Consider the following 22,141-nt stretch of genomic DNA (forward strand, 5'->3'; position numbering starts at 1 on the left):
GCATCACCGGATCAGGCGTCGAGCGATGCCCCGGCGATCGGGTGCTCAGCCAGCGACGACCTGCCAATCGTGCACGCGGACTCCCAGGATCGGAGCGACGTCTTCGATGACCTGCCTGATCAGCACGGAAGCATCCGGTCCGCGCAAGGTGACGCCGTCGGCGACGCCCGTGACGGCGATGTCGCGCAGCAGCCCCACGAGGGTCGCGACGGTTCCGGGGTGGACGAGTGTCCCGGTCCGCGCGCCGGGCGTCCAACCGGGGTGTGCGGCCGCGTACTCGGCGTACGCGGCCCTCACGGTGTCGGCGAGGTGGACGTCGAGATCGACGAACACCGGACCGGATGCTCGCGCCGTCGCCTGGGCGGCTTCGCCGAGGCTCGATGCGCGGACCCGGGTGACCGGCGCGTCGACGTCGCCGTCGGTGAGTTCGATCCAATCCGCCGCGACGCTCTCTGCTCCGTGAACGGCGATGCGTGGTGTGCTCATGCGTTGTTCTCCTGTTCCAGATGACGGAAACGGCTGTGGTGGAAGACAAGCGGGTCGACGCTCGGCGCAGTGAAGTGGCCGTGAACCGCAAGCAGCGCGATCACGTGGTCGCCTGCCGGGACCACCTGGTCGACGCGGGTGTGGAAGCCCGCGGCAGCGTCGTCGAGGTGGACGGCCCCGTCGTCGGTAGCCGACCAGTCGATGCCGTCGAACCGCTCGGACGCGGGGCGTCGGAGAAGTTCGGCGACGTTGCGTTGATCGTGCGCGAGCACCGTGACGCCCCAGTGGTCGGCGCGTCGGAGGACCGGAAGCGTCGTCGACGTGCGGGCGACGTTCACCGATACCAGGGCGGGGTCCAAGGACACCGACGTGAACGAGGACGCGAGCAGACCGGCCGGTCCGTCCGGGCCGAGTGCGGCGATCACCACCAGCCCGGACGGGAAGTGTCCGAACACTCGACGCAACTCGGCTTGGTCGCCGACGGTCGTGAAATCAGTTGTGACAGTCATGGTCTCCAGACTTCTCGTGATGTGGCGAATGGCGGCGATCAGCGATCAGCGGCCTGCGGGGACGAACGGGTTGCCGGTTGTCGTCGACAGAGACGAACGAGGATTGTCGAAGAGGCCGCGTCGCGTGAGCTCGGGGACGACGCCTTCACCGAACCAGTACAGCTCCTCCAGATGCGGATAGCCGGACAGCACGAACTCGTCGATGCCCAATGCCGTGTACTCGGCGATGAGGTCGGCGACCTCGGCGTGGGAGCCGACGAGCGCGGTGCCCGCGCCGCCGCGAACCAGTCCGACACCCGACCACAGTCCCGGATACACCTCGAGCGACCGCGGATCCGTCCACGACCCGTCCGCGCGATGGGACTCGTGCAGTGCGCGCATCGCAGCCTGGCCGGTCGACTCGCTGCGGCCCAACACGGACTGCACGCTCGCCACCGTGTCCTCGTCGAGCGCCGACAGCAGACGTCCCGCCTCGGCCCACGCCTGCTCGGACGTGTCCCGGGCGATCACGTGCAGCCGGATGCCGAAGCGCACCGTCCGCCCCTGCTGCTCGGCGAGGGACCGGATCCAGTCGATCTTCGTGGCGACCGCGGCGGGCGGCTCACCCCAGGTGAGGTAGACGTCGCTGTGCCGTGCCGCGACCGGGCCGGCCTCCGCGGACGACCCGCCGAAATAGATCGGCGGCACGGGGGACGGGAGCGTCGGGATCGTCGCGTCTTCGACGGTGATGTGCTCGCCGCGGTAGGTGACCGTCTCCCCATCCCACAGGCGTCGCACGATGGACAAGAAGTCATCGGTGCGGGCGTAGCGTGCGGCCTTGTCGAGGTAGTCGCCGTAGGCGCGCTGCTCGACGGGCTCGCCGCCGGTCACGACATTCAGCAGGATGCGCCCCGGCGCGTGCTTGGCGAACGTCGACGTCATCTGCGCGGCCAGCGTAGGGCTGATGAGGCCCGGGCGAAACGCCACCAGGAAGCCGAGCCGCTCGGTCTCGCGTGCCACCATGGCCGTGGTCAGCCACGCGTCCTGGCACCATGCGCCCGCGGGCGTGAGTGCGGCGGTGAAGCCGAAGTCCTCGGCGGCCCGTGCGATCGACGACAGATAGCCGATCGACGCGTCGCGGTCGCCGCTCGCGATTCCGGCGGGCAGGCCGTGGCCGCCGCCGACGATGAAACGCGAGTCGCCGTACGTCGGCAGGAACCAGTGGAGCTTTACAGACATTCGTCGATGATCCTTTTCGGGGGAGAGGTCGAGAACCGAGGAGGTCGGCTCGAACGGTCAGAGTGTTCCGTGGCTCGGTGGGCGTCGCCGACCGATCGCCCAGTGCCCGAGATGCTGGAGTTTCCAGCGCTCGGGGTCGTGCAGGGTGTGCGTGCGGGCGTCGCGCCAGAACCGGGTCAGGTTCGCCTTGTCCGATGCGGTGCGCGTGCCGCCGAAGTCGAACAGTTCGCTGCCCGCACGGCGGGCGGCGCGGCCCGCCGAGACCTTCGCTGCCGCCGTGGCGAGCGCCGCTTCGGCGATCGCGTCCGCGCTCGACGACTCGTCGGCGGCGTCGATCCGTTCCGCCGCGGCGCGCAGGAGCGCTTCGGCGGAGCGGACCGCGAGTTCGAGGTCGCCCGCCTGTGCCACGAGCAGGGGATCGTCGGCCGCGCGCTCGACGTCGGCTTCGAACCACGGTCGCGCGCGCTGTGCGAGGCCCGGAACGGCGTCGAGCGCTCCGCGCGCTATCCCGGCGTCGATCGCCGCGTGCACGAGCTGTGCGCGAGTCCCGTATGTACTGGTCGTCGCGAGTAGCCGCGTGTAGTCGAGAACGAGGTCGCCGTCCACGTCGACGTCGTCGAACACGACGGTCCCGCTGCTCGTCGTGCGCTGTCCGAAGCCGTCCCAGTCGCCGTCGATCGTCACACCGGGCGCGTCGGCGGGCACGTACGCGACCACCGAACCACCATCGGGGCCGAGCGCGCGGACGGCGAGGATGTCGGCGAACACGGCCCCGGTCGCGTAGAACTTGATCCCCGACAGACTCAGACGTCCGTCCCGGCGTCGCAACGTGGTCGCATCGTCGACGACCGTCTTCCCGCCGCGTTCGGTCTGAGCGTTCGCGATCCGCGCGCCGTCGAGCACCCGAGTGAACAGATGCCGTTGCAACACGTCCGACCCGACACGTCGTGCCGAGTCGAGGAAGACGAAATGGCTCTGCGGGATCTGCGCGAGGCTCGGATCGGCGGCCGCTACGATCGCGACGACCTCGGCGAGTGTGCGTGCGCCCAGTCCAGGGCCGCCGAAGTCGGTCGGCACGGTGACGGCGAGGAGCCCGGTCGCCGACAATGCCGCGACTTCGTCGAACGGGAGACGACGTCCGGCGTCCCGCGCACTCGCACCCGCGGCGACAGCGGGTGCGAATGCACGGGCAGCGGCCGCCGCGGACTCGTGATCGGTGATGGTGTCGGTCACGAGTCAGCTGTACAGCGTGAACTGGGGCGCACGGGTGTTGAGCACCCAGTCGCCGATCTCGCGCGCCTTGTAGGCCACCGGGTCGTGGACGGTGTGGGTGCGCAGATTGCGCCAGTGCCGGTCGAAGCCGTACGCGGAGGTCGTGGCTCGCGCCCCCTGGATCTCGAACAGCCGTGACGCGGCCTCCAGTGACACCTTGGTGGTGACGTACTTGGCTTCGGCGATGGCGATCGCCGTGTCGGCGCGCTGCTCGGCCGAGAGCGTGTCACCGAAGTCGAGCGCGGCCTGCAGTGCGTCGCCTGCCCGGTCGGCGAGGAGGGCCGCACCGGTGATCTCGGCGCGGAGCGCGCCGACCAATTCGAGGATGTACGGGTCGTCGCCCGCACGGTCGAGCCCGGACGTCTCCCAGGCGCTGGCGTTCAGCCGGGTCCAGTCGAGGGCTTCGTCGAGTGCTCCTTCGGCGGTGCCGATGTAGAAGTTGACGAACGCGAGTTGCCAGTGCGGTGTCACCAGAGTCTCGTACGGGGTGAAGGTCGGCGGCGAGTCGGGATCGCCGAGGATCTCGCTCGCGTGGACCACGGCGTCGTCGAAGACGACGCCGCCCGAGTCGGTCAGGCGTTGCCCGATGTTGTCCCAGTCGCCTTGCGGTGCGAATCCCGCACGGTCGGTCGGGAGCGTGAGGAACACGAGAGCGTCGCCGTACGCCGCGGTCACCGACAGCCAGTCGGCGACGCTCGCCCCGGAGGCGAACGTCCGACGACCGTTGAGGCGGTATTCACCGTCGACTCTGGTGAGAACGAGGCCGTCGGCGCCCCGCGGATTCTGCACACCGCCCCAGAACAGCTTCTCCTCCGCGTTACGCCGGGAGAGCGCCTCAGCCTGGTCGGGCGTGCCGAACAGGTGGGGGATCCGCTGCTGCGCATAGTGGTAGCCGATCAGGTGTGCGATAGACGTGTCGCCGCGGGCGATGCGACGAGTGATCTGCTGGCTCTGGGCGTAGTCGAGCCCCGACCCGCCGTACTCGACGGGCTCGCCGACCTGGAGCAGGTCGTGCTCGCGCAGGAGCGCGATCTCCGCGGTCGGATCGGCATTCGCGCGATCGCGCTCGGCCGCGGTCGCGCGCAACTCGGATGCGACGATGTCTGCGCGTGTGAGGGCGTCGGCGAACAGGTCGGTGCTGCGGGTGTCGTTGGTGATGGTCATCGTTCTCTTTCCCGGAAAGGTGTGGGGCGGGCTTCGTGGGTTGGCTGGACTCGTCCTGCTGCTCGCACGGAGCAGGTGAGAGCGGTTCCAGCGCGAATCAGGTGGTCAGGACCCCGTTGCGGGCCAGTTCGGTTTCGAGACGTCCGCTGGAAGTGAGGTCGGCTTCGAGCTCGCGGACGAGCGGCAGGATGCGGGTGCCGAAGTATTCGACGTCTTCCAGGTAGTGCAGGAATCCGAGGAGGAAGAGGTTCACGCCGCGCGTCTTGTACGCGACGATCCGCTCGGCTATCTGCTCTGGAGTACCGATCAGTCCCGTCTTGAATCCGTCGTTGTATTGGACGAGGTCGGCGAACTCGGAACTCGCCCACATTCCCTTGCCGTCCGATGTCGAGGTGCCGGCCTGTTTGACGGCCGAGCCGAATCCGGCGACGGCGTCACGGTCGGCCTTGTCGACGATCTCGCGGAGCACGTCGCGCGCCTCGGCTTCGGAGTCGCGTCCGATGAGGAAGCCGTTCAACCCGAATCTGACGGTCCGGCCTGCGATCGCGGCTTCAGTGTTGACGTCGAGTACCTGCTCGGAGAGACCCTCGAAGTCTTTGCCGTTGCTGAAGTACCAGTCGGAGACGCGACCGGCCATCGTGCGCGCAGCCGTCGAGTTGCCGCCCTGGAAGATCTCGGGGTGCGCTCGTCCCGGCACGTCGACCGGCTTGGGTTTGAGGTCGAAGTCATGGAGCCGGTAGAAGTCGCCGGACAGTTCGGCGTGGTCGTCGGTCCAGATGTTGCGCAGGTACGTGATGAACTCTTCGGCGCGACGGTAGCGTTCGTCGTGTTCGAGCCACGGCTCGCCGAGCTTGGTGAACTCGTCCTTGAACCAACCCGACACGACGTTGACGGCGGCGCGGCCACCGGACAGATGGTCGGCGGTCGCCAGGAACTTGGCGAGGACACCGGGATGCCAGAGTCCGGGGTGGACGGCCGCGATCACCTTGAGTCGCTCGGTCGCCAGCAGCAGCGCCAGCGAGAAGCTCGTCGACTCGTGCTGGTAGGCCGCCCCGTACGACGAGATGTAGCGGACTTGAGACAGGGCGTAGTCGAATCCGTTGTTCTCGGCGAGGACGGCGAGTCTGCGGTTGTAGTCGTATCCCCAGTCGGTGCGCTGCTCGATCGTGGAGACGACGAGGCCGCCGCTGACATTGGGCACCCAGTACGCGAACTGCAACGGTGCGGTGGCGGCTTCGAGCCGCTGTGAACTGATTTCGGGCATGACGGAATAGACCTCCTGAAGGCCTGGTGGTGGATCTGGTGGCGGCCGTGGCGGCCGAGCAGTCAAACAGTCACAGACATCGTCTGCACGGTGATGCGGTCATGGAAGGAGTCTGCGCGCCGAGGTGCCACAGGTCGATGAATGAAATCGCGGTGGTTCCAATCGACGTGGTTGCGAAGCCGCGAACTCGTCGGCGGACGCCGCTTCAACGACATACATGAGGAACACGACGTACTACGCTCTGCACGTGCGATATCGACTCTCCGCCCTCATGCCCGTGGTCGCTGTGGCCTCGGCCGCACTGCTCGCCGGCTGCGCGGTGGACGGTACAGCTGTCCGCGTCCCGATCGACTACCAGACCGGGCACTACGCGACTACGCCCGACGACTCCGGGCTGGCGAGCCCCGAACGTCTCGCAGGCATGCGGCTGGGCGAGTTCATCCCGTTCCGCGGCGACATCGATCCGATGTTCACCGAGCGGACGCCGGGGACCTCACCGAAATCGTCGCTGAAGAATCTGTCGGGCTTCATTCCCGGCGCCGACACGGTACGCGAGAACCGCGCCTTCCGGTTCGGGTACACCACGAGCGGAGCAGGTGAATTGAACGGACGGGCCGTCGGCGTCTACGCGGGAGTCCTCCGATACTCCGATGCCCACGCGGCGGCCGCCGCCGTCCCCGCGATGGCCCGGCGCGTCGCCGCAGAATGGCGCGCGACTCTGACGGCAGCAGGTAAGAAGACGCGGCCGCGGGCAGCCCCGCTGCCCGGGCTCGGAAAAGGCAACACGGTGGTGTCCGCAGCGTGGATCAAACCTGGGACCACCCGCTCGCTGGCACTGGCGCCGCACGGCTCCGACGTGCTCGTCGCGGTGTTCGACGGTCTGTCCGGGAGCCGGACGGAGGCCTTGCTGAGGTCGACCTTCACCACACTGGCCGACGCCGGCGACGCCGGGCGAGGGGTCACCGTCGACCAGAAGCAGCCGAACGTGGACCTGTACGCGCTCGCGGTGCCCTATCTCAAGACCGAGACGTACCTGTACGACGGCACGGTCGCGGGGCCGAAGACGCAGGCACAGCTGGCCGACGACTCGAGCGTCGACTACGACGCGCTTCGGGCGGCGGGCGTCGACGCTGTCGCGAACCGTGCGACGGTGCTGTACCGCGCAGAATCATCGAAACAGGCGGTCACGTTGCGTGACCACTTCGTTGCTGCGGCGTCAGACGCCGGATCCTCGCGTCTCGCGTCTCCCCAAGATCTGCCGGACGTCCCGTGTTACAGGGTGGCCGAGTCGAGCACCGTCGAGTGCGTGCTCGCCGACGACCGATATGTCGCGCGTGCCACCGGCGAGGACCTCACCGAGGCACAGCAGCGGATCTCCGCACAGGTCGTCCTGTTGCAGAACGCCTAATCGTCCGACTCGTCGCAGACTACGGCGCTGCGGCGGGAAGCACGATCTTGCTGATCTCGACCGCAGCCTTCGGCTCCGGCGCCGGGAGCGGGTCGGTGACGTCGCCGAACTTCACGGTCGCGGTGGCCGCGGGCAGCGGGCCGGAGCCGCGGAATCCCATTCCGGTCAGGAGCTTCATCTGCGGAGGCTTACGAACGAACGTGAAGAACTCGGCGATCGCGTCGCCGACATGCGCCGGAACGTGGTCGCCGGCGAGCCGGACGATCGGGTAGTCGGCGACCGGTGTCGAACCGGTGGGCGCGACAGCGGCGACGCGCGCGCTCTCATCGTCCTTCGTGAGCGCGTACAGCCGTTGCTCGGTCACCGGGACCGCGCGGACCTCGGCGTCTTCCGGATCGTTCGCGGAGGCGACCGCCTCGACGGCCGCTTCGGTCGAGCCGTCGCCGATGCGCGGCGGCGCCGACATCAACTGCTCGACCGCGCCCCGCACCCGCTGGTTGTTCATCTGGTCGAGTGTGAGCTGGCCCTTCTGGTCGGCTGTCCCGGCCGCGACGGCCTGCGCGGCGAGTGCCGTGGCATCCGACTGCGGTCCGTTCGGCATCGCCATTCGCAACGATCCCCAACTCCGGTGCCCGAACGCGCTCAGCGAATTGGCCAACGTCAGATCGGGAAGACCCGTCCACGCGATCCGCCCGTTCGCCGCCTCGGCGACCTCGGGTTCGACGGCGAGGCGGACAGGGGAGGAGACCAACGACTCCGGTGGCCCCTGCAGTGCCTTCGCCTTCGCGGTCTGCAACGCGGCCGCCCACACCGACGATTCAGGCACCCACGCTCCGGGGAAGGCGCCGAACGCCTTCGTGTCCCAGTCGCGGGCGGTCAGTCCTTCGAGCGTCGCGCGCGCGTCCGCGGGACGGACCTGGACCGTCACACAGTGGTCTCGGACGATGGGGGAGGTGGCGTTGTAGTTCTGGGCGATCCGCTGGAGCCCCGGAGCGACCGCCGGATCGGCGACGATCGGGACGGTCGCCTTCCCCTCGACGCACGTCGCGGCGTCGGTCGTCGCCGAGTCGTCGATCCGATCGCCGAGCTTGGTCCATGCGGTGATCACGCCGGCGACCAAGATCACGGCCAGCACGATCGCTACCAACGGCCGCGCGATGAACTGCCTCTGTCCGCCGGTCGAATGCTTCGACACGCCATCCCCTCCAGTCGTCCCGACCCTGCTGGATCACTCGTGATGTGTCCTCCGCGAAACGCCGAGCCCGGACCGAATCCGGCCCGGGCTCGGCGTTCACACCTTCGGGTATATCAGGCGTTGGCCGCCTTGTACTCGCGGCGCGCCCGGTGCAGGATCGGTTCGGTGTAGCCGCTCGGCTGCGTCGTGCCTTCCAGAATCAGCGCCTTCGCCGCGTTGAACGCGATGTTCGAGTCGAAGTCGGCGGCCAACGGACGGTACTCCGGGTCGCCTGCGTTCTGGCGGTCGACCACCGGAGCCATTCGTTTGAGCGCGGCCACCACGTCGTCCTCGGTGACGATGCCGTGACGCAGCCAGTTGGCGAGCAGCTGGCTCGAGATGCGCAGAGTCGCGCGGTCTTCCATGAGCGCCACATCGTGGATGTCGGGGACCTTCGAGCAGCCGACACCGTGATCGATCCACCGCACCACGTAGCCGAGGATCGACTGCGCGTTGTTGTCGAGCTCCTCGCGCTTCTCCTCGTCGCTCCAGTCGGTCGTCTTCGCCAACGGGATGGTCAGGATGTCGTCGACCGACGCCGGTTGGCGCTTGGCGATCTCGTCCTGGCGTTCGAAGACGTCGACCTCGTGGTAGTGCAGCGCGTGCAGCGTGGCAGCGGTGGGCGACGGCACCCACGCCGTGTTCGCGCCCGCGGTCGGGTGGCCGATCTTCTGCTCGAGCATGTCGGCCATCAGGTCCGGCATGGCCCACATGCCCTTGCCGATCTGTGCCTTGTGCTCGAGACCGGCGGCCAGGCCGACGTCGACGTTCGAGTCCTCGTAGGCGTTGAACCAGGTCTGGCCCTTGATCTCGGCCTTGCGCACGAATGCACCGGCCTCCATCGAGGTGTGGATCTCGTCGCCGGTGCGATCGAGGAATCCGGTGTTGATGAACACGACGCGCTCGGACGCAGCCTTGATCGACGCCTTCAGGTTGATCGACGTGCGGCGCTCCTCGTCCATGATGCCGACCTTGAGGGTGTTGCGGTCCAGGCCGAGGACGTCTTCGACGCGGCCGAACAGTTCGGAGGTGAAGGCGACCTCGTCGGGGCCGTGCATCTTCGGCTTCACGATGTAGATCGAGCCGGTCCGCGAGTTCTGCAGGCCCTCGGACGACATGCCGTGGACGCCGATCGCTGAGGTGATGAGCGCATCCAGGATGCCCTCGGGAACCTCGTTGCCGTCGGCGTCGAGAATCGCCGGGTTGGTCATCAGGTGACCGACGTTGCGGACGAACAGCAGGCTGCGGCCGTGGACCTCGTAGGTCGAGCCGTCCGGTGCGGTGTAGACGCGGTTCGGGTTGAGCACGCGAGTGAAGGTCTTGCCGCCCTTGCTGACCTCTTCGGCGAGATCGCCCTTGTTGAGGCCGAGCCAGTTGGTGTATCCGAGCACCTTGTCCTCGGCGTCGACAGCGGCGACCGAGTCCTCGAAGTCCATGATCGTGGTGACGGCGGACTCGACGAGGACGTCCTTGACTCCGGCGCGATCGGTCGAGCCGATCGGGGACTCGGCGTCGATCTGGATCTCCAGGTGGAGTCCGTTGTGGCGGAGCAGAATCGCCGTCGGCGTCGCGGCGTCCCCGGTGTACCCGACGAACCCGGTCGGGTCGGCGAAGGTCGTGGTGTTCCCGGCGAGGGAGACGGTCACCTTGTCGCCGTCGACGACGTACGAGGTGGCATCGGCGTGGCTGCCCTGCTCGAGCGGGACGGCCTTGTCGAGGAACGCCTTGGCGAACGCGATGACCTTGTCGCCGCGGACCTTGTTGTACGACGAGCCCTTCTCGGCGCCGTCGGCCTCGCTGATGGCGTCGGTGCCGTACAGCGCATCGTACAGCGAGCCCCAGCGGGCGTTCGACGCGTTGAGCGCGAAGCGGGCGTTGAGGATCGGGACCACCAGTTGGGGACCGGGGACCGACGTGATCTCGTCGTCGACGTTCGTCGTGGTGATCTCGAAGTCGGCGGGTTCGGGAACCAGGTAGCCGATCTCGGTCAGGTACGCCTTGTACTCGGCGAAGTCGGCGTCCTTGTGGTCGCGGTGCCACGCGTCGAGCTTGGTCTGGAAGTCGTCGCGGACCGCGAGCAGTTCGCGGTTGCGGGGCGCAAGATCGTTGATCACGTCTGCGGCGCCCGCCCAGAACTTGTCGGGGTCTACGCCGGTACCGGGAAGAGCTTTGTTGTTGACGAAGTCGTAGAGGACCTCAGCGACCTGCAAGCCGTTGACGGTGACACGGTTGGACATGACGACCTTTCCTGTGCGAATGACACGAACAAATCCCGGCGCGTGGCGCTTCTGGTTCATTCGGGGTACGGGTGCACCCTGCGTCGGCTATTATACGCGCCGGTAACCTACCGGTCTCCGGCGGTCTGTGACGCTTCGTCCAATGCGCGAGCGACATCGATGACCCTATCTCGCAGTGCGGAGCCACGTCGCGCAACGGCAGTCTGCTCGCTCACATACTGCGCGCGCCCGTCCGCGGTCTCGACCGGTACCGCGACGTACGGTCGGCCTGCGGCGTCGCGCACGCCGGACAGGTCGTAGGGGCTGGCCCGCATGTCCAGTTCGCGCGCGGTCAGCGCGAGATCGAAACAGTCGGCGAGCAGATCCGAGCCGACCAGCGGCGACAACCGGAGGCAGTACCGGTAGAGGTCCATCGTCGCGTGCAGACAGCCGGGCTGTTCGTTGGCGACCGTGTCGGCTCGCGTCAACTCCATCGAATTCCTCGGACGGGCCGGGTCGGTGAAGAAGCGGAACGCGTCGAAATGCGTGCACAGCAGGCGACTCTCCTCGACGACGGCGTCGGTGCCCGCCGCGCCCAGACGCAGGGGATGCGGATGCCTCTTCTCGCCGGTGCGATAGACCATCGCCCACTCATGCAGCCCGAAACAGCCCAGCCGCGGCGGGCGGGACGCCGTCGCCTCCAGGATGCGCAGCGTCCCCGCCACGAGATGGCTGTGGTCGGCGAGGTGTTCGTCGGAGACCGTGGCGGCGGAGCCGTCGACCCGGTAGCCGCGCATCCCGTCGTACTCGGCGGCGTCGAGCAGAACCGTTCCGTACCCGGGATGCCAGCGAGTCAACTGTGCCGGACGCGCCGAATAGTAGGTGAACAGGAAGTCGATCACCGGGTGCTTCACCCCGGCCCGGCGTGCCCGCAGATATGGTCCGATCAGCGCCTCGATCCGCGCACCGTGCGCTCGAGCTCGCGCCGTCCAGTCGGTGCGGTCGAGGACTCGGCCACCCTCGCCCATCAGATCCGATGTGTTGAATCGCGGACATCGCCGACGAAGGCCTCCGCGAGGTCGGCCAGGGCGAGCATGCCGATGATCGTGCCGGTGTCGTCGACCACGGCGGCCAGGTGGGCGCTGGCCTTCTGCAACTGCGTCGCCGCCTCGTCCAGGGGCACCGTGGCGCTGATCTTCGGCAACGGACGGATCCGGTCGACTGCGACCAACGAGTCCGCGTCGACGGTCTCGTCGAAGACGTCGTCGAGCACATCCTTGAGGTGCAGGTAACCGATGTACGAGCCGTCGAGGCCGCGGACCGGGAAGCGCGAGAACCCGGTCTCGCGGACCGCGTCTTCGACGGACCCGAGACGTGGACCGAGTCCGCCGGTCGCCGGATCCGGACGCAACCGGACACTGTGCACACCCGACAACGGGATCATGACCTCATCGACGGTGCGTCTCACCGTGTCGAGGGCGCGGGTGAGCCGATCGTGCTCGCCCGCGTCGAGCAGCCCGAACTCACGGGACTCGCCGATCATCTGCGCGAGCTCGGTCTCGGTGACGGTCGCCGCCAACTCGTCCTTCGGCTCGACTCGCATCAAGCGGAGCGCGCCGTTGGCGAGTGCGTTGTACACCCAGATGACCGGCTTGGCGATCCGCAGGAACCACAGGTGGATCGGCACCAGAAGCATGGCGGCGCTCTCCGGGCCGGCCAGCGCGATGTTCTTCGGGACCATCTCGCCGACCAGGATGTGCAGGACGACGACGATGATCAAGGCGATCGCGAACGCGATCGGATGCAGCAGCCCCTCCGGGATGTTCGCGAGCCCGAGCGGCTTCTCGATGATGTGCGCGATGGCGGGTTCGGCGATGCGGCCGAGGAGGATCGAACAGATCGTGATGCCCAACTGGCATCCGGCCAGCATCAGGGACAAGTGCTCGGACGCGTGGATCACGGTCCGCGCCCGCTTCTTGCCCGCGTCCTCCAACGCGGTGAGACGGTCGCGTCGCGCGGCGATCAACGAGAATTCGGCGCCGACGAAGAAGGCGTTCGCCGCCAACAGCAGGACGGCGAGCAGGACGCCGGACAGGTCACCCACGCTGCTCACCCCGTTCCGCCGTCGACCCGTCGACCTGCGTCATCCACACCTGGTCCACTCGTCGCTGGTCCATGCGGACCACCGTGCCGCGCCAGCATTGGACCGCTGCGCTGTGCTCGTCGTCGCCGGTGCTCTCACGGACCGGCAGGTCGACGACGTCGCCGACCTGGGGTATCCGCCGGAGCTGGAACATGAGTAGGCCACCGAGTGTCTCGTAAGCGCCGTCGGGGGCGCGATAGCCGATCGCGTCGTGCACCTCGTCGAGACGGAGCAGGCCCGAGCAGCGGTACCCGTTGCCGACGCGCGCTACCTCGGACTCCTCGTTGTCGTGCTCGTCGGTGACGTTGCCGAGGATCTCCTCGATGAGGTCCTCGCTCGTCACCAGACCGGCGGTGCCGCCGTACTCGTCGACGACGACGCACACTTCGAGTCCGTCGGCGGAGATCCGGTCCCGGAGCGAGTCGCCGTCCAGGGACGCGGGGACTCGCGTCACCGGACGCGCGATCGAACGCAACGGGGTGGTCGACTGCGTCGCCGTGGGGATCGTGAACGCCTGCTTGATGTGGACGACGCCGACCAGGTTGTCCAGGTCGCCGTCCTCGGCGATGAGGAAACGTGAGTGCCCGGTCCGCGACGACGCGGCGATCAGATCGCGCACGGTGTCACCGGGTTCGAGGCTCTCCACGCGGACGCGCGGGGTCATCAGGTCTTCGGCGGTCAGCTCACCGAACCGGAGCGACCGGTCGACGAGTCGCGCGGTGTCGGCGTCGAGTTCGCCACGCTGCGCGGAGTTGCGGACCAGCGCGACCAGCTCGGCGGCCGACCGTGCGGATTGCAGTTCTTCGGTCGGCTCCACGCCGAGCCTGCGAACGAGTGCGTTGGCGCTGCCGTTGAGTCCGTTGATGGCGGGCTTGAAGACGTTCGAGAAGATCATCATGGGGCCCGCGGTGGCCCGCGCGACGCCCAACGGTTTGGCGATGGCGAGGTTCTTCGGCACGAGCTCGCCGAGCACCATCGACAGCGATGTCGCGATGACGAGCGCGAGCGCCAGCGAGACCCCGCTCTTCAGCGAACCGTGCAGGCCGACGGCGTCCAGCACCGGATCGAAGATCTTCGCGAGCACCGGTTCGGCGATGTAGCCGGTGACCAGTGTGGTGATGGTGATGCCGAGCTGGGCGCCCGACAACTGGAACGACAGGGAGCGATGCGCGCGGTCGACTGCCCGTGCTCGACGGTCGCCGCGACGTGCGAGGTCGTTGGAGATGGTCGACCGCTCCAGCGCGGTCAGCGAGAACTCGCCTGCCACGAACAACGCGGTGCCCAACGTCAGGGCCACGAAGCCGAGGAGGCTCGCGACGATGATGAGGATGTCCATCGGCGGTCGGTCACCATCCCCCGGGCAGCGGTCTGCCCTCGGCGAATCCGGCGGCCGACTGCACGCCGAGCACTACCTTCTCGTGCAGTTGGGGGAGTGTCGTCGCACCCGTGTACGTGGCGGTGGACCGGACTCCGGACGAGATGTGGTCGATCAGGTCTTCGACGCTGGGACGTTCGGGGTCGATGCGGATGCGCGAGGACGAGATGCCTTCCTCGAACAACGACCGGCGGGCCTGGTCGTAGGCGTTGTCGCCTGCCGATCGGGCAGCGACGGCACGCTTTGACGCCATGCCGAAGCTGACCTTGTACTCCCCGTTCGCGTCGGTGTGGAGATCGCCGGGCGACTCGTATGTGCCCGCGAACCACGAACCGACCATCGCGTTCGACGCGCCTGCGGCGACGGCCAGCGCGACGTCGCGCGGGTGGCGGATGCCACCGTCGGCCCACACGTGTCCGCCGCCTTCGCGTGCCGCGGCGGCGCATTCGACGACCGCGGAGAACTGCGGCCGGCCGACTCCGGTCATCATCCGCGTGGTGCACATGGCTCCGGGACCGACGCCGACCTTGACGATGGTTGCGCCCGCATCGATCAGATCGAGGGCTCCGCGCCGCGAGACGACGTTGCCTGCGGCGAGCGGAACGCCGAGGTCTGCGGCCGCGACGGCCGACAACGCGGAGATCATCTTCTCCTGGTGGCCGTGTGCGGTGTCGACGACGAGCAGGTCGGCGCCCGACTCGACGAGGGCACGCGCGTTCGCGACGACGTCGCCGTTGATGCCGACGGCTGCGGCCACGCGCAGGCGGCCCCGGGAGTCGACGTTCGGCTGGTAGATGCCTGCGCGCAGTGCGCCGGTTCGAGTGAGCACGCCGACGAGCCGTCCGTCGGCGTCGGTCAGCACGGCGAGGTCGGCGTTAGCGTCGACGAGAGTGTCGAACACGCTCCGCGGGTCGGTGTCGGCGGAGAGCGTCACCGGGATCGGAGTCATCGCCGACCGCAGATCGGTGAACATGTCGATGTCGTGACCCGCGGCGGCTCGCGCGATCAACCCGATCGGCCGCGCATCGTGGTCGACGACCACGGCGTAACCGTGTGCACGTTTGGGGATGAGCGCCTGCGCGTTCGCCATCAGATCGTCGGCGCCGAGCACCACCGGGGTGTCGGCGACGAGGTGGCGGGACTTGACGTGCTCGATGGTGCGGGCGGCGGCGTCGAGGGGCACGTCCTGGGGGAGGACGACGAGTCCGCCGCGCCGTGCGACCGTCTCCGCCATCCGTTTGCCCGCGATCGCCGTCATGTTGGCGACCACGAGCGGGATCGTCGTCCCACTCCCGTCGTCGGTCGACAGGTCGACGTCGAACCGGGACGTCGCGGCCGACCGGTTGGGGACGATGAACAGGTCGTCGTAGGTCAGGTCGTGGTCGGGCCGATGCCCGTCCAGGAAGCGCACGTCGGTTCGCCTTTCAACGGTGATGTTCGTAGCGGGGATGGTTCGGGTTCACATGTGCGCCACGAGTCGCCGGAGTTCGGTCAGCCAGGGGATGGCGACGGCGAGGGTCGGGACGACGAGGATCGCCACGGCGAGCAGGTACGCGGTCGTGGAGACGAGCGGCAGGGGTCGGACGTCGCAGAGTCGACGCACGCGCACCAACGTCGTCGGGCCGCCGACGGCCATCGTGCCGCGCGGCGCGGTCGCATCCGCGCAGGCGACGAGTGCTCGTCCCACGGTGGCGGGGGCGGTCGCGTGCGCGGCCTGGTCGTCGGCGAGGGCTTCGGCGAGCAGTTCGACCGCGCCGAGCGCCGAGCGGGAACGGACGAAGCGGGGGAAGGCCTCGTGCAATGCGATGAACGCTTCGAGAACGAGATCGTGGCGGGCGCGTAGATGCGCGCGCTCATGTTCGATGACCGCCGACAACTCGTCGTCGGTGAGCCGGTTCAGCACGCCTTCGCTGAGGACGACGCGACTGCCGCGGAGGCCGGGCAGGCAGTAGGCGAGCGGTGCGGGGACGTCGAGCACGCGGATGTCGCGACCGCGCTCGCGATGTCGATCGACGCGGTCGACGAGGTCGATGAGCATGCGGTGCTGATTACGTCGTGCACGAGTGCGGACGCCGACTCGGACGATGCTGTAGATGAGTTTCGCGCCGACCAGCAGGGTGAGTGCGAAGACGATGACGTACACGGTCCACAGGAACCAGCCGAGACGCTCGACCTCGTCGAAGGGATTCGTCGTCGGTGCGCCGTTGACGCCGGGGGAGAGCAAGTTGGCGGCGATGGCCAGACCGGTGCTGAACGCGGACAGGACGGCGGCCAGGGCGACGGCTTGCCACAGCGTCATCGCGGCGCGGGGGGCGTACAGCGGCCAGGACGCGTGTGCGAGAGCCTGCGGGATGGGGCCGACGAGTGCAATGGTGAGGATGCCGAACAGCAGCGCGGTCATCGGCTTCCCTCTGGTAGTGCGGTGCGAGCGGTTGCCCGCGGTTCGGTGTCGACTCTAGTGCTTCGAGCTGCGAGACGATTCGAGTTCGTCCAACGCTTCGCGAAGGGCGGCGATCTCGTCGGCGTCGACCTGACCGACGAAGGACACGAGAGCTGCGTGGCGCGATCCGGGGGCCTCCGCGCCTTTGAGCGCATCGACCATCAGGCTGGCGACGAGGTCTTCGCGCGGACGCGCTGCCGTGTAACGGTGGGCGCGGTCGTCGCGGATCTGGGTGACCAGTTCCTTCTTCGTCAGACGCTGGAGCACGGTCATGACGGTGGTGTACGCGAGTGCCCGAGAATTCGACAGCTCGGCATGGACCTGACGGACCGTCTGTGGCGTCGCCGACGCCCACAGAGTGTCCATCACTGCACGTTCGAGCTCTCCCAGGCCGTTCATCTTCTTCATCTTACGTCGACTCCCGTCGAAGGTCGTGTACTGCCCTGTCCGTTATGGACAACGCGGTCGGTCGCGGATCAGTTCCCGCTGCGGTCCGGGTCTCACCAAGAAGACGCTTGACTCGGAGGTAAGGATAGCCTACATTCAATCGCAAGGATCGTCTGAGTGTCCTGAGGGCTGCAGAGACCTCCGATCCGCCGCAGTGGCCCCCGCGCTCGTCTCGAGTGCGGGGGTCACTGATGTGTTCGCTGCCTGTCCGGCGTCGACCCTGTCGGCGTCGCCCCTTTTGGGGGCACCTGCCGGTCGCCGACCGGCTCGGTGGCATTCTGGCCGTATGACTGAACATCTCGATGAGGCGTTGGCGCAGGCCAAGAAGGCGACCGGCTTGGACGAGCTACTCGGGTTCGTCGTCGACACGGCGTCCGGCGACGGAATCACGGGTTCGCTGACGATCACCCCCGACCACCACCAGCCGTTCGGAATTGTGCACGGCGGGACGTACTGCGCGTTGGCCGAGAGTGCGGCGAGCATCAGCGCGTTCTGCTGGGTACGGGAGACGGGCATCGGCGGCACCGCAGTCGGCGTCAACAACTCGACGGACTTTCTGCGGTCCGTCTCCGATGGCGTGATCACGGTGTCGACGACGGCGATTCACCGTGGACGGCGTCAGCAGCTGTGGCAGGTCGATATGGTCGATGAGCAGGGACGACTGGTCGCGCAGTCGCGGGTGCGGATGCAGAATATCGCGATGTGACGACCCCGGCGGCGAATATCGACGGCATCCGCGGCCGTAGGGCGCCTTTCCGCTGCGGTCCATGTCGTGTGGTCCTGACCTGTTACGGTCGAACAGCTGTGACGACGCCTACCCGAAGCTCACGGCACGGGGGTCGTTGTCTGAAGAACTAGAGACGACGTGGCTTTCCTGAGACGACTGATTTTCGGAAAGACATGTGGAGTTTGTGGCGAAGGAGACCTGTGTCAACGCCGAGTAAAGCCAGAGATACACCGAAGCGCGATTGGGTCGTGTTCTCGATCACCGCGTTGTTGTCGATCGCCTTCGTGGTGTGGGGGTTCCTCGACAAGGAGGGCCTGAAGACGATCTCCGCAGACGCGCAGGGCGGAGTCATCAAGTACCTCGGCTGGTTGTTCGTCCTCGCGACGACCGGTTTCGTGGTGTTCGTGATCTGGTTGGCGATCAGCAAGTACGGCCGCATCCGGCTGGGCCGGGACGACGAGGGGCCGGAGTTCCGGACCAGCTCGTGGATCGCGATGATGTTCAGCGCGGGCATGGGCATCGGCCTGATGTTCTTCGGCGTCGCCGAGCCGCTGACCTATTACGTGTCGCCGCCGCCGGGCACGGTGCCGCCGGAGACCGTCGAGGCGTTCAAGACCGCCATGGGAACCACGATGTTCCACTGGGGGCTGCAGCCGTGGGCGATCTACGCGGTGGTCGGTCTGGCCATCGGATACGGCATGTACCGCAAGGGCCGCTCGCAGCTGTTGTCGGCGGCGTTCACCTCACTGTTCGGTGACCGAGCGAACGGCCCGGCCGGAAAGATCATCGACATCCTCGCGATCTTCGCGACCCTGTTCGGCTCGGCGGCATCGTTGGGCCTCGGCGCGCTGCAGATCGGCGACGGCATGAAGTTCGCCGGCTGGGTCGGCGACGTCGGCACCCCGATCCTCGTGGTGATCATCGCGGTGTTGACGTGCTGCTTTATCTTGTCCGCCGTCTCGGGTATCGCCCGCGGTATCCAGTGGCTGTCGAACATCAACATGGTGTTGGCGTTGCTGCTCGCTGTATTCGTGTTCGTCGTCGGACCAACCCTGCTGATCCTGAATCTGATCCCGAGTGCGCTCGGCGACTACATTGAGGAGTACGTCGCGATGAGCTCCCGTACGGGGGCCGACGGCGACGCGGCGCTCGCCGACTGGCTCTCGACGTGGACGATCTTCTACTGGGCCTGGTGGATCTCGTGGACGCCCTTCGTCGGCATGTTCATCGCGCGCATCAGCCGCGGACGCACCATCCGACAGTTCGTGACCGGTGTGCTGCTGGTTCCGACCATGGTCAGCCTCGTGTGGTTCTGTGTCTTTGGTGGCGCGGCGATCCGTCGACAGGATCAGGTCGGCGACATGGTGACCAGGACGATCGAGGACGGGAAGGAAGTGGTGTCGGTCAACTCGACCGGTGCCCTGTTCGACCTGTTGGACACGATGCCGTGGTCCGGGGTCACCGCAGTCCTGGTGATGGCGCTGGTCGCGATCTTCTTCGTGTCGGGCGCCGACTCCGCGTCGATCGTCATGGGGTCGCTGTCGGAGAAGGGCGCGCACGAGCCACGGAAACAGACCGTCATCTTCTGGGGTGTGTTGACCGGCGCGGTCGCGGCGATCATGCTGGCCGTCGGCGGGAGTACCGCGTTGGACGGCCTGCAGTCGATCACCATCATCGCCTCGGTGCCGTTCGTGGTCGTCATGCTCTTGTTGTGCGTCGCCCTGTACAAGGATCTGCGCTCGGACAAGGTGATGCTGATCGAGAGTCGCAGCTCGCTGCTGGTCGAACGGGCCGTCGCCATCGGCGAGGGAAGTTACGGCGACGACTTCGACCTCGTCACCCGCTACAGCGAGACCGGCGCACATCCGATCGTCCACGCCGGTGTCGAGGAGGACGTCGACACCGGCACCGTCGACACGGGCAAGGAGTCTCCCGAGCCGACGACGTAGCCGTCTACGCACGACGCGTCGGTTCCCGCCTATCGTCCGGACGATGAGCGGGAACCGACGCGTCCTGCGTTAGCGGGGCACGCTAAGCCCGACTCGCAGACCGTCGAACTCGCCTACGAGGCGCCTGTCCCATTCATAGTCGGTGAAGGCGACGCTGCCGTCGCGCAGGTCGAATCTGGTCTGGAGTTCGGGGACGGGCAGACCTGCCGTGATCATCTGTGCTCGGCCCCACGATTCGCCCGCGTTGGCTGATCGCGGATCGCAGTAGCGCAGTGCCGCGGTGACCACGGCACAGCCGCGGATCCGGTGTCGGCCCAGTTCGTCACCGATCTCGTCCGTGCTGACGCCGACGCGGCGCGCGCTGTCGAGCACGGCGAGGGCCTGCTCGAAGGTTCCACCGGCGGCGACGTCGACTGCGGTCCGTGCGATAGTGGAGACCGCGACGCCGTCGACCTCGACGATCGCGTCGTGCGGCAACCCGCTGTGGATGTGTCGAGTCGCCATCCGACGGCCGCCACCAGACTTCGACGTCGCGAAGTGTACTGTCCGCCGATCCGGATGCAGGAGGTCCAGCCCGTGTATTGCGGCAGCGGACTCAATGCTCAGCGGAGTGTCGCTGTCCTGAGCCGCGGCGACGACCTTCAGCCGGTACACCGCGTCGGCCGTGCCATGCTCGGGCAGAACCCCACCGTGCGCGATATGTCTCCCCAGAATTCCACAGCCTCGTCTCCCGCGTCAGGCACGCGTTCCCGCTTATAGTCCGGACAATAAGCGGGAACGCACGCCTGACGCGGGAACTCTAACCAGCCGCTAGGCGCGCGCTAGGCCAGAGCTAGGCAGAACTGTTGCGGTCCTCGAGCTCCTTCTTCGCGCGGGCGCGCTCGTCGTCGGCCAGACGCAGACGCTCGAGATAGGAGAGCTCGGTCAGGGCGTGGCGCGCGTACACCTGCTGCTCGGTGACCGCCAACTGGGTGCGGCCCCGCGTGCTGAACGCGAAGAACCAGTTGACGAAGGTGTTCAGACGGTTGCGGAAGCCGACCATGTACACCAGGTGCAATGCCAGCCAGCCGAGCCACGCGAAGTAGCCCTCGGTCTCGAACTTGCGCTTGGTGCCGGGGATCGGCACCTGCATCACCGCGCTGAAACGAGAGATGGTCGCCATCGAGCCCTTGTCGAAATAGCTGAACGGCTTGCGCTGGTCGGGGGTGTGCCCCTTGAGCGAGGCGCGGATCGCGTCGGCCGCGTAGCGTCCGCCCTGGATCGCGCCCTGCGCGACGCCCGGCACACCGTCGACGGCCATCATGTCGCCGACGACGAATACGTTGTCGTGGCCGGGGATCGTCAGATCCGCTCCGACCTTCACCCGGCCTGCGCGGTCGAGCTCGGTGTCCGACTGCTCGGCGAGGATCTTGCCGAGCGACGACGCCTGGACGCCTGCCGACCACACCTTGCACTGACTCTCGATACGGCCGATCTCGCCGTCCGGGTACTTCACGGTGAGGCTGTCGTCGTCGATGTCGGTGACCATCGCGCCGAGACGGACGTCCACGCCCAGCTTCTCCAGTCGCGCCTTTGCCTTGTTGCCGAGTTTCTCACCGAACGGCGGCAGGACGGCGGGCGCGGCATCGAGCAGGATCACCTTCGCGGTGGTCGGATCGATGTTTCGGAACGCACCCTTGAGCGTCTTGTCGCTCATCTCGGCGATCTGGCCTGCCATCTCCACGCCGGTCGGACCCGCACCGACGACGACGAAGGTCAACAGCATCTCTTGCTCGGCGCGATCGTCCGAGAGTTCGGCCTGCTCGAATGCGCCGAGGATGCGGCCACGCAGTTCGAGGGCGTTGTCGATCGTCTTCATGCCTGGCGCGTACTCGGCGAAACTGTCGTTGCCGAAATACGACTGGTCGGCGCCCGCCGCGATGATCAGGTCGTCGTACGGGGTGACGGTGGTGCGTTCGAGGAGTTGCGACTTGACTGTCTGCGACTCGAGATCGATGTCGAAGACCTCGCCCAGAATGACGTTGGCGTTGCGTTGATCGCGCAGGATGAGGCGGGTCGCGGGAGCGATCTCACCCTCCGCGACGATGCCGGTCGCGACCTGGTACAGCATCGGCTGGAACAGGTGGTGGGTGGTCTTGGCGATCAGAGTGACGTCGACGTCGGCCTTTTTGAGGCGCTGCGCCGCGAACAGCCCGCCGAAGCCCGAACCGATGATGACGACCCGTCGGCGCCGCATCGGATCGGTGGCAATGGTGTTGCTCATCGGTTGTCTCCAGAGTTGTCGAGAAT

At 67.4% G+C, this 22,141-nt stretch carries 19 protein-coding genes; 3 read left to right on the plus strand and 16 right to left on the minus strand.

The genetic code is table 11. The annotated features are described in order from the left end of the window. Nucleotides 1–45 precede the first annotated feature (45 nt). The 6 genes from L5G28_RS09730 to sfnG form a co-directional block, all read right to left on the minus strand. Complete coding sequence (locus tag L5G28_RS09730) at nt 46–486, minus strand: hypothetical protein (protein ID WP_237001364.1); 441 nt, start codon at nt 484–486, stop codon at nt 46–48. Continuing rightward, entirely contained in the window at nt 483–995 is a 513-nt protein-coding gene (locus L5G28_RS09735) for a flavin reductase family protein (protein ID WP_237001365.1), read from the minus strand. Before L5G28_RS09735 ends, L5G28_RS09730 begins: the two co-directional genes overlap by 4 nt. 45 nt (nt 996–1,040) lie before the next feature. Further along, a complete protein-coding gene (locus tag L5G28_RS09740) occupies nt 1,041–2,213 on the minus strand; it encodes an LLM class flavin-dependent oxidoreductase (protein WP_237001366.1) in 1,173 nt (390 codons plus the stop codon). Nucleotides 2,214–2,270: 57 nt separating this feature from the next. Continuing rightward, nucleotides 2,271–3,446, minus strand: a complete 1,176-nt coding sequence (locus L5G28_RS09745) for an SfnB family sulfur acquisition oxidoreductase (RefSeq protein ID WP_237001367.1) — start codon at nt 3,444–3,446, stop codon at nt 2,271–2,273. Between the two features lie 3 nt (nt 3,447–3,449). Further along, complete coding sequence (locus tag L5G28_RS09750; RefSeq protein WP_237001368.1) at nt 3,450–4,649, minus strand: acyl-CoA dehydrogenase family protein; 1,200 nt, start codon at nt 4,647–4,649, stop codon at nt 3,450–3,452. Between the two features lie 97 nt (nt 4,650–4,746). Next, complete coding sequence (sfnG, locus tag L5G28_RS09755) at nt 4,747–5,913, minus strand: dimethylsulfone monooxygenase SfnG (RefSeq protein WP_237001369.1); 1,167 nt, start codon at nt 5,911–5,913, stop codon at nt 4,747–4,749. Nucleotides 5,914–6,160: 247 nt separating this feature from the next. On the opposite strand from sfnG, the gene L5G28_RS09760 reads away from it, so the two are divergent. Then, complete coding sequence (locus L5G28_RS09760) at nt 6,161–7,321, plus strand: DUF7373 family lipoprotein (protein WP_237001370.1); 1,161 nt, start codon at nt 6,161–6,163, stop codon at nt 7,319–7,321. Between the two features lie 19 nt (nt 7,322–7,340). Here L5G28_RS09760 and L5G28_RS09765 read toward each other — a convergent pair whose 3' ends face one another. The 8 genes from L5G28_RS09765 to L5G28_RS09800 form a co-directional block, all read right to left on the minus strand. Beyond that, the gene (locus L5G28_RS09765; protein WP_237001371.1) at nt 7,341–8,516 is read right to left on the minus strand and encodes a hypothetical protein; all 1,176 of its coding nucleotides are present in this window, start codon (nt 8,514–8,516) and stop codon (nt 7,341–7,343) included. A gap of 113 nt (nt 8,517–8,629) precedes the next feature. After that, a complete protein-coding gene (locus L5G28_RS09770; protein WP_237001372.1) occupies nt 8,630–10,792 on the minus strand; it encodes a malate synthase G in 2,163 nt (720 codons plus the stop codon). Between the two features lie 107 nt (nt 10,793–10,899). Then, complete coding sequence (locus L5G28_RS09775) at nt 10,900–11,799, minus strand: 3-methyladenine DNA glycosylase (RefSeq protein ID WP_237001373.1); 900 nt, start codon at nt 11,797–11,799, stop codon at nt 10,900–10,902. After that, nucleotides 11,799–12,875 carry a hemolysin family protein gene (locus L5G28_RS09780; RefSeq protein WP_237001374.1) on the minus strand — a complete coding sequence of 359 codons (1,077 nt, stop codon included), beginning with the start codon at nt 12,873–12,875 and terminating at the stop codon, nt 11,799–11,801. The genes L5G28_RS09775 and L5G28_RS09780 overlap by 1 nt, the downstream gene beginning before the upstream one ends. Further along, the gene (locus L5G28_RS09785; RefSeq protein ID WP_237001375.1) at nt 12,868–14,250 is read right to left on the minus strand and encodes a hemolysin family protein; all 1,383 of its coding nucleotides are present in this window, start codon (nt 14,248–14,250) and stop codon (nt 12,868–12,870) included. Before L5G28_RS09785 ends, L5G28_RS09780 begins: the two co-directional genes overlap by 8 nt. 10 nt (nt 14,251–14,260) lie before the next feature. Continuing rightward, on the minus strand, nt 14,261–15,700 hold the full coding sequence (gene guaB1, locus L5G28_RS09790; protein ID WP_237001376.1) for a GMP reductase: 1,440 nt from the start codon (nt 15,698–15,700) through the stop codon (nt 14,261–14,263). 48 nt (nt 15,701–15,748) lie between these two features. Continuing rightward, nucleotides 15,749–16,690 carry a M56 family metallopeptidase gene (locus L5G28_RS09795; protein WP_236996972.1) on the minus strand — a complete coding sequence of 314 codons (942 nt, stop codon included), beginning with the start codon at nt 16,688–16,690 and terminating at the stop codon, nt 15,749–15,751. A gap of 54 nt (nt 16,691–16,744) precedes the next feature. Further along, nucleotides 16,745–17,137, minus strand: coding sequence for a BlaI/MecI/CopY family transcriptional regulator (locus L5G28_RS09800; protein ID WP_237001377.1), 393 nt, complete (start codon nt 17,135–17,137; stop codon nt 16,745–16,747). A 325-nt stretch (nt 17,138–17,462) separates the two neighbouring features. On the opposite strand from L5G28_RS09800, the gene L5G28_RS09805 reads away from it, so the two are divergent. Together L5G28_RS09805 and L5G28_RS09810 are read left to right on the plus strand one after the other, a co-directional pair. Continuing rightward, nucleotides 17,463–17,882 carry a PaaI family thioesterase gene (locus tag L5G28_RS09805; RefSeq protein ID WP_237001378.1) on the plus strand — a complete coding sequence of 140 codons (420 nt, stop codon included), beginning with the start codon at nt 17,463–17,465 and terminating at the stop codon, nt 17,880–17,882. A gap of 194 nt (nt 17,883–18,076) precedes the next feature. Further along, nucleotides 18,077–19,852, plus strand: a complete 1,776-nt coding sequence (locus L5G28_RS09810; protein ID WP_265744038.1) for a BCCT family transporter — start codon at nt 18,077–18,079, stop codon at nt 19,850–19,852. 69 nt (nt 19,853–19,921) lie between these two features. Here L5G28_RS09810 and L5G28_RS09815 read toward each other — a convergent pair whose 3' ends face one another. Both L5G28_RS09815 and L5G28_RS09820 read right to left on the minus strand, forming a co-directional pair. Next, nucleotides 19,922–20,506, minus strand: a complete 585-nt coding sequence (locus L5G28_RS09815; RefSeq protein ID WP_237001380.1) for a type IV toxin-antitoxin system AbiEi family antitoxin — start codon at nt 20,504–20,506, stop codon at nt 19,922–19,924. A gap of 178 nt (nt 20,507–20,684) precedes the next feature. Further along, on the minus strand, nt 20,685–22,115 hold the full coding sequence (locus L5G28_RS09820; RefSeq protein WP_237001381.1) for an NAD(P)/FAD-dependent oxidoreductase: 1,431 nt from the start codon (nt 22,113–22,115) through the stop codon (nt 20,685–20,687). Between the last annotated feature and the right edge of the window lie 26 nt (nt 22,116–22,141).

Source organism: Gordonia liuliyuniae, assembly GCF_021739025.1.
GTDB lineage: Bacteria > Actinomycetota > Actinomycetes > Mycobacteriales > Mycobacteriaceae > Gordonia > Gordonia liuliyuniae.